The sequence below is a fragment of the Kitasatospora sp. NPDC059722 genome (assembly GCF_042733235.1).
In the GTDB taxonomy this organism is placed as follows: Bacteria; Actinomycetota; Actinomycetes; order Streptomycetales; family Streptomycetaceae; genus Kitasatospora.
In genome coordinates this window covers 139,232-146,298 of record NZ_JBHWGD010000002.1, presented here as the reverse complement: position 1 = coordinate 146,298, position 7,067 = coordinate 139,232, and the positions used below count along the sequence as shown (strand labels likewise).

8 protein-coding genes are annotated in these 7,067 nt (G+C 73.6%); 1 reads left to right on the top strand and 7 read right to left on the bottom strand.

All coding sequences use genetic code 11. The features are described 5' to 3' along the window. Positions 1-61 precede the first annotated feature (61 nt). The 7 genes from ACFV4F_RS01905 to ACFV4F_RS01875 form a co-directional block, all read right to left on the bottom strand. Positions 62-1,252: an IS701 family transposase gene (locus ACFV4F_RS01905; protein ID WP_380500099.1), complete on the bottom strand. Its 1,191-nt coding sequence runs from the start codon at positions 1,250-1,252 to the stop codon at positions 62-64. A gap of 269 nt (positions 1,253-1,521) precedes the next feature. After that, complete coding sequence (locus ACFV4F_RS01900) at positions 1,522-1,878, bottom strand: nuclear transport factor 2 family protein (RefSeq protein WP_380444606.1); 357 nt, start codon at positions 1,876-1,878, stop codon at positions 1,522-1,524. Next, positions 1,875-3,167: a flavin-dependent oxidoreductase gene (locus tag ACFV4F_RS01895; protein WP_380500098.1), complete on the bottom strand. Its 1,293-nt coding sequence runs from the start codon at positions 3,165-3,167 to the stop codon at positions 1,875-1,877. The genes ACFV4F_RS01900 and ACFV4F_RS01895 overlap by 4 nt, the downstream gene beginning before the upstream one ends. Positions 3,168-3,202: 35 nt before the next feature. Then, positions 3,203-3,874 carry a phenazine biosynthesis FMN-dependent oxidase PhzG gene (gene phzG, locus ACFV4F_RS01890; protein ID WP_380444603.1) on the bottom strand — a complete coding sequence of 224 codons (672 nt, stop codon included), beginning with the start codon at positions 3,872-3,874 and terminating at the stop codon, positions 3,203-3,205. A 9-nt stretch (positions 3,875-3,883) separates the two neighbouring features. Further along, the gene (locus tag ACFV4F_RS01885) at positions 3,884-4,717 is read right to left on the bottom strand and encodes a PhzF family phenazine biosynthesis protein (protein WP_380444601.1); all 834 of its coding nucleotides are present in this window, start codon (positions 4,715-4,717) and stop codon (positions 3,884-3,886) included. Between the two features lie 67 nt (positions 4,718-4,784). Then, positions 4,785-5,120, bottom strand: coding sequence for a hypothetical protein (locus ACFV4F_RS01880; protein ID WP_380444599.1), 336 nt, complete (start codon positions 5,118-5,120; stop codon positions 4,785-4,787). A gap of 32 nt (positions 5,121-5,152) precedes the next feature. Next, positions 5,153-5,641 (bottom strand): PhzA/PhzB family protein, encoded by a 489-nt coding sequence (locus ACFV4F_RS01875; RefSeq protein ID WP_380444597.1) that lies wholly within the window; start codon positions 5,639-5,641, stop codon positions 5,153-5,155. 247 nt (positions 5,642-5,888) lie between these two features. Here ACFV4F_RS01875 and ACFV4F_RS01870 point away from each other — a divergent pair, with 247 nt between their 5' ends. Then, positions 5,889-7,061: a 3-deoxy-7-phosphoheptulonate synthase gene (locus ACFV4F_RS01870; protein ID WP_380444596.1), complete on the top strand. Its 1,173-nt coding sequence runs from the start codon at positions 5,889-5,891 to the stop codon at positions 7,059-7,061. Positions 7,062-7,067: the final 6 nt, after the last annotated feature.

The window sequence follows — 7,067 nt, the reverse complement described above, 5'->3', positions numbered from 1 at the left end:
GGGGGGGGGGTCGGGCTGGGGGGGGTGGGGCCCCTTCCCCCCCCCCCCCCGGCCGGGCGTTTCAGGCGGGGATCTTGGGGGCGTGGTCCTCGGTCTCGCCGTGGGCCGCCATCAGCACCTCCACGGCGTGCGCCGCGGACGCCAGCGTGCTGTGGCAGTGCCAGCCCCGCAGCGAGCGCCCCTCGAAGTCCCGCAGGCCGGCCCGGTCCCCGAAGCCGGCCAGGTCGCGCCCGACCCGGTCGGCCAGCTTCGTCAGCCGCAGCAGCGTGCTCGCGGGCGCCCCGGCCAGGTTGCCGAGCCACAGCCCGGTGGGCCGGCGCCGCGGGTCGTCCCACTCCCCGACCAGGACGAGCCCGCTGTCGCGCCCGCCGGGCAGGCCGGGGTCCGCGCCCGGCAGGCCCACCCGCACCGCGGCCGCCGAGGCCCGCCGCACGCCGGACGGCGCCGTCGGGTCGGGCCAGCCGACGAGCCGGCGAAGTCCCCCGGCCGAGTCGAGGATCCGTCGCGCTTCCAGCGCTCCGAGGCCGTGGCCGGGCAGGGTCGGGTCCTCGACGGAGAGCCGCTCGGTGCCGGCGACGCGGACGAGCGCGCGCACGCCGGCCCGGTCGAAGCGCCGGATCACGCCGGCCGGGTCCTCGACCGGTACGTCGAGCACGACCGGACGCCGGGCGGCGTCGTGGAGCCGGGCGAAGTCCAGTGCCACGGCGGTGGCGCAGTCGTCGGTGGTCTCCCCGTACCGCGGTTCCCCGATCCGCTGGGGCTGCGCGGACGGGCTCGGGCCGCCGCCGTCCGCCGTCGGCCGGTCCGCGCACAGCAGCCGCCAGTTGACCGGGGCGCTGGCCCGCTCCGAGGCGGCCCACAGGCCGAACGCCCGCTGTCCGTGGAACTCCTGGTCCAGGTGGTGGTCGAAGCCCCGGCCCACGCCCACGGAGTGCCGTCCCGACTTCGGGATCGACAGCTGGCGCACCACCCAGGCCTGCGGCCGGACGTTCGGTTCGAGCCAGTCCGCGAGCGCCTCGCGCATCGGCATCCAGTCCCAGGTGGAACTGCAGATGAAGTGGTGCAGGCTCTGGTCGAGCGCCGGGTCCCCGAGGCAGGCCGCGATGTTCCTGATCGACCTGCGGCCCTGCGCGGCCAGCAGTCCACGGAGGTACTGTTCCCCCTTGTGCCGTTGGTCCCTTCGCGGAAGCGACGCGAAGAGGGTGGTGCTCAGGTCCTTCAGGAGGAGCTCGCCGTCGGACACCGGTCGCACCGAGCCGAGTCGGAACGGGGCGGTACGTCGGTGCCGGACAGCCCTGATATTGCCAGCAGCGTTCACAGAATCCCCCTCTATGCACTGCCCTTGAGGCTTGCTTAAGCCCCTCCAGGGTGGCCCGGGGCGGGTGGTGCGGGCCAGGTGCAGGGGCCACCCCGTAGCGCCGGCGGGCGGGTGTCCCGGCACTGCGCGCGACCGCCGGGCCGGGTGGCGGGCGGACCCGGCCACCGCCTCGCCCGGCGGTCGCGCGCAGTGGTGTGGCCGGGCTACTCCTGTCCGAGCCCGAGCAGTGCCCGCGGGTCCAGGGCGGCCTGGTGGCGCGTGATCTTCCCGTCCACGACGTGGCTCCAGGCGGCGACCTGGACCGGGGGCGCGAAGCTGGTGTGCATCTCGAACCACGTGACGACGTCGGGGCCGTCGCTGAAGACCTTCCGGATGACGATGTCGGTGAAGGAGCCCGGCGCCTTCTCGATCTTCTCCCGGAGGTCGTCGCCGCCGCTGGCGTTGCCGAACGGGCCGGTGAACTCGATGTCGTCGGCCAGCACCGAGCGCAGGGTGTCGTAGTCCTTGGCCTTCCAGGCCGCGTAGTACGTCGCGGTCACGTCCACGGGGTTGACGCTCATGTCGTCGCTTCCTCTCGTCCTTCGGTGCGGGCCCCGCCGGCGGATGCCCGCACCGGCGGGTTCAGCGAGGCCCGGGTGTTGAGTTCGGCCGCGTCGTCGCCGGTGGCCCGGCCGTACGTCTTGGCGATGGTGGTGTAGACGCCCTTGGCGGGCGCGCCGCCCGCGGCGTCGCCCGGGTTCCCCGGCTTCGACCGGTCCATCCGCCGGTTCGCGAGCACGACGGCGGTCGTGGCCTCGCGCCGCTCGTCCTCGTAGCCGCGCAGCGCGGCCACGGGGTCCTCGGTCGTCGCGAGCCGGTAGGCGAGGACGCGGGCGTCGACGATGGCCTGTGAGGCGCCGTTCGCGCCGACGGGGTACATCGGGTGCGCGGCGTCGCCCAGCAGCGTCACCCGTCCCTCGCCCCACCGGTCGAGCGGGTCGCGGTCGACCATCGGGTACTCCAGGATGCCGGTGCTGCCGCTCAGCAGGGCCGGCACGTCCAGCCAGCCGAGGTCCCAGTCGGCGAAGTGCGGGAGGAAGTCCTCCAGTTCGCCCGCCCGGTTCCACCGCGCGTCGCCGCCGAGCGGCTGCGGTTCGGCCACCGAGACCATGCACACCCAGTTGGTCAGCGACCGGCCCTGCTCCGCGGCGGCTGGGCCGATCGGGTACGCGATCAGCCGGGCGCCGCGGCCGGCGTCGGCGTGGATCATCGTCCGGCCGGTGAGGAACGGCTCGGTCGGCGTCACACCGCGCCACATCATGACGCCGGACCAGTGCAGCGGCCCTTCGCCGGGGTGGAGCCGGGCCCGCACGGCGGAGTGCAGCCCGTCCGCCCCGACGAGCAGGTCGGCGCCGAGCAGGCCGGGCTCCCCGGTCGTCCGGTCGGTCACCCGGACCCGCACGCCGTCCGGGATCTGCTCGACGGCCTCGAACGTCGTGCCGGTCCGGACCGCGTCGGCGCCCAGCCGTGCCCGGACCGCGTCGAGCAGCATCAGCTGGAGCTCGCCGCGGTGGATCGAGTACTGCGGCCACCGGTAGCCCCGGGCGAGTCCGCGGTCCTCCCGGTGCTGGGCCTCGCCGCTGCCGTCGACCCAGACCATGTCGGCGGTGGGCACGCCGAGCGCGGCGAGTTCGTCGCCGAGCCCCAGCTCCGTCAACTCCCGCACCGCGTGCGGCTGCACGTTGATGCCCACGCCGAGCGGACGGATCTCCCGGGTCCGCTCCAGCACGGTCGCGCGGATGCCCGCCGCGTGGAGGCTGAGCGCGGTGGTCAGGCCACCGATCCCGCCTCCGATGATGATCACGTCCATGTCCCGGCCCTCTCCTTCTCGCGCCTTCCGTCAGCTCACGGCTGCAGCTTGGTGGTGGTCCAGCTCAGGTCGTCCTGGCGGTCGTAGCGGAGCCGGCGGTGCAGCCGGTCGGAACTGGCGGCCCAGAACTCGATCGCGGCGGGCGTCAGCAGGTAGCCGACGAAGCGCTCGGGCCGCGGCAGCGGGGTGCCGGTGGCCTCCAGCCGCTCGGCCTCGGCCCGCAACGCGGCCACGTCGGCCAGCGGGTCGCTCTGGTGGGCGGCCGTGGACATCGCGTGCATCGGCACCGGCCGGGCCGACCACATCGCGTCGGACTCGGCGTCGTCGAGCCGTTCGACCGGCCCGGAGACGGACACCTGCTGCGCCGTCTCCCGCCAGTACAGCAGGCCCGACGCCCAGCCGGTCTCGGCGATCTCCCGGCCCTTCTGGCTGCTGGTGTGGCTCAGGAAGACCAGGCCCCGCTCGGTCACCCGGCTGATCGCGATGATCCGGGTGGAGGGGCGGCCCTTGGCGTCGGCGGTGGCCAGGGCGAGTGCCCGGGGCTCCCGGACGCCGCGCTCGGCGGCCCGCGCCAGCCAGGACTGCAGCAGCCCGATCGGCTCGGCCGGCGGGGCGTCGTACTCGGGGAAGGGGAGGTCGGTCTCCCCGCTGAGCGACTCGAACCTGCTGGAGTTGCCGGTCGCGGTGTGGTTGGCGGTGGTGCTCACCGGAATCTCCTAGACGTAGATGGTGCCGCGGGCGACGACGGTGCCGTGGCCGCCGACGTGGACGACGCGGGGCCGGTCGCCGTCGCCCTCGGCGTGCGCGAGCATGAGCGAGGGGCGGCCCATCTCGACCCCCTGGAGGATCTCCAGCTCCTGCCCGTACGCGGCGAGCCCGAACCGGGCCAGGTGGATGGCGAGCGGGCCGGCCGCCGAGCCGGTCGCCGCGTCCTCGACCACGCCGTAGGCGGGCGAGAACATGCGGGTGCGCCACGCGGTGCCCGAGCCGGCGAAGCAGTTGGCGGCCATGTCGGGGAACCGCGTGAGCGCGCGGTGGTCCGGGCGCAGCGCCGAGAGCGCCTCGACGCTCTCCAGGCCGACGAACACGTGGCGCGGGCCGTTGCGGTACGCCACCACCGGGGTGACCGGATCCGTCACGCCGAGCGCCGCGAGCAGCTCCTCCGCGTGCTCGTACGGCTCCCAGGTGGGGATCGGCTGCTGCATCCGGGAGGAGCTGGAGTCCTCGCCGTGGTCGAGCTCGAACGGGATGACGCCCATGGCGGTCTCCAGCCGCAGCCGGTCGGCCTTCCACGTCCGGCCGAGGGCGACCGAGGTGCCCAGCATGGGGTGCCCGGCGAACGGGAGTTCGTTGACCGGGGTGAAGATCCGGATGCGTGCGTCGCCGCCCTGCTCGGCCGGGAGCACGAAGGTGCACTCGGAGAGGTTCATCTCCTTCGCGATCTGCTGCATCCGCTCCGCCGGCAGGTCCGCGGCGTCGAAGAAGACGGCCACCGGATTGCCCTCCAGCGGCTTGCGGGAGAAGGCGTCCACAACGATGTAGTCGTGCAAGGGGTCTCCTGGAGAGGTGGTGCAGTGGATCCCTGACGGATCCCTGACGGATCGTTGCCGGATCCCGTCAGGGCGTCAGGGCGGTGCCGAGGCCGTGCAGCACCGGAAGGGAGTGGACGCCCTCGGCGACGGCCTCGACGTCGAACCGCATCCGGTGGGTGGGTGGGCCGCCGATCAGCTCGGCCGCGCGGTTCGGCGGCAGCGGCCGGTCCGCGGGCCGGTCCGTCTCCCAGACCATGACCGCGCCCCAGCGGTTGTTCTCCCGGTCGGCGATCCAGAACTTCACGCGCAGCCCGGGCACGTCGGCCCACGGTTGTACGGCGCCGTCCCGTAGGTGCTCGGCGAGCGACTCGATGGTCTGCGGGGAGCCGTCCAGCTCCCACCAGGCGATGTCGGCCTTCATGGGTCCGCTTCCTCCGGCCGTTCCCGGCCGGCTCAGGTGGGGATTCCCTCGCGCCGGACGGCCGGCACCGGGATTCCGAGCGCGCGCAGCTGCTGGTTCGGGTTCATGAACTCCCGCTCCCGCTTGATCTTCCCGTTCTCGAACTCGAACGAGTGGATGAAGTGGTTGCGGTAGTGGCCCTCCGGATAGCCGGGGAACAGGATCTTCCCCTCGCCGTCGCACTCGACCCAGAAGCGGTTCGGGTCCTGGGTCTCGAAGATCTCGATGTTGGTCCACACCCAGTCCGGGAAGCACTGCAGCGACCACACCGCGTGCTCGCCCAGCCGGTCCCGGCCGTGGGTGACGATCGGCTCGCCGGTGTCGGTGGTCCACAGTCCGCCGCAGCCGTCCTCGGTGAACAGCAGGTGCCGCTTGAGGCGGTCCTCGCCGCGGGTGTTCATGTACTGCTCGACGATCGACCGGTTGTGCCGGCGGATCTCGTCGTCGTTGCGGAACGCCGGCGGCTGCTCGGCCTCGGACATCGGTGACCTCCACGGGGATCGGGGAATTCCGGCGGCCGTTCGGGGACCGCCGCAGTGGACTCTGTTCGGGCGGTGCCCCGTCCGCAACGCCGGCCGCGGGACTCCGTCAAGTCGGGACGAAGTCCGTTGCCATGTGACGGAGTCCGGGTCCGCGGCTTCCGGTCGGCCCGTCGTCTCCCGGAGAGTCGGGGCGCAGCCGCTCCGGAGATGCCGAACGAGCGGTTTCCCCTCTCCTTGGAGGTATCAGGTGCCCAGTGTCGACGAATTCCTCCGCTCGTTGCCCGTGGTCCAGCAGCCGGACTGGGCTGGCCACCCGGAACTCGGTCCGGTCAGGGCCGAACTCGCCTCGCTGCCACCGCTCGTCACCGTCGAGGACACCGACGTCCTCCGGACGCTGCTCGCCGAGGCCGCGGTCGGCCGAATACAGATCATCCAGTCCGGCGACTGCGCCGAGGACTGGGCGGAGGCCACGCCGGGCGATGTCGCCCGCAAGGCGGGCCTGTTGGAGGTGCTGGCGGGTGTCATGAGGATGACCTCGCACAAGCCGGTCCTGCGGGTGGGCCGGCTGGCCGGCCAGTACGCCAAGCCCCGCTCGAAGCCGACCGAGACCGTCGGCGACGTCGAACTCCCGGTCTACCGGGGCCACATGGTCAACTCGCCGGAACCGGACGCCGAACTGCGGCGGCCGGACCCGAAGCGGATGCTGACCGGCTACCAGTCCGCGCGCGAGGTCGTCGGGCTGCTGGGCTGGAACGGCCGGGACCGGCGCACCCGGCCGGACACCCCGGCGTGGACCAGCCACGAGGCGCTGCTGCTCGACTACGAGCTCCCCATGCTGCGCACCCAGCCGGACGGCCGGCTGCTCCTCGGCTCCACCCACTGGCCGTGGATCGGCGAGCGCACCCGGCAGGTGGACGGCGCCCACGTCGCGATGCTCGCGGCCGTGGCGAACCCGGTCGCCTGCAAGGTCGGTCCGACCATGACCGCCGACGAGCTGCTGGCCCTGTGCGCGAAGCTCGACCCGGAGCGGACCCCGGGCCGCCTCACGCTGATCGCCCGGATGGGCGCGGACACGGTGGGCGAGCGGCTCCCCGACCTGGTCAGGGCCGTCCGCCTGGCCGGCCACCCGGTCGTCTGGCTGACCGACCCGATGCACGGCAACACCGTCAGCGGCCCCGGGGGGCTCAAGACGCGGCTGGTGACGACGGTCGTCAAGGAGGTCGTGGACTTCCACCGGGCCGTCACGTGCGCGGGCGGCACGGCGGGCGGCATCCACCTGGAGACGACGCCGGACGAGGTCACCGAGTGCGTCGCCGACCGGGACCGGCTCCACGAGGTCGGCGGCAAGTACACGAGCTTCTGCGACCCGCGGCTGAACCCGCGCCAGGCCGTCTCGGTCGTGTCCGCCTGGCTCGGCTGACGCCCG

Coding starts and splice junctions, on each gene's coding strand:
- ACFV4F_RS01880 (WP_380444599.1), bottom strand. CDS start 5,120: ATGAAGGCCGACATCGCCTGGTGGGAGCTGGACGGCTCCCCGCAGACC.
- ACFV4F_RS01895 (WP_380500098.1), bottom strand. CDS start 3,167: ATGGACGTGATCATCATCGGAGGCGGGATCGGTGGCCTGACCACCGCG.
- ACFV4F_RS01875 (WP_380444597.1), bottom strand. CDS start 5,641: ATGTCCGAGGCCGAGCAGCCGCCGGCGTTCCGCAACGACGACGAGATC.
- ACFV4F_RS01900 (WP_380444606.1), bottom strand. CDS start 1,878: ATGAGCGTCAACCCCGTGGACGTGACCGCGACGTACTACGCGGCCTGG.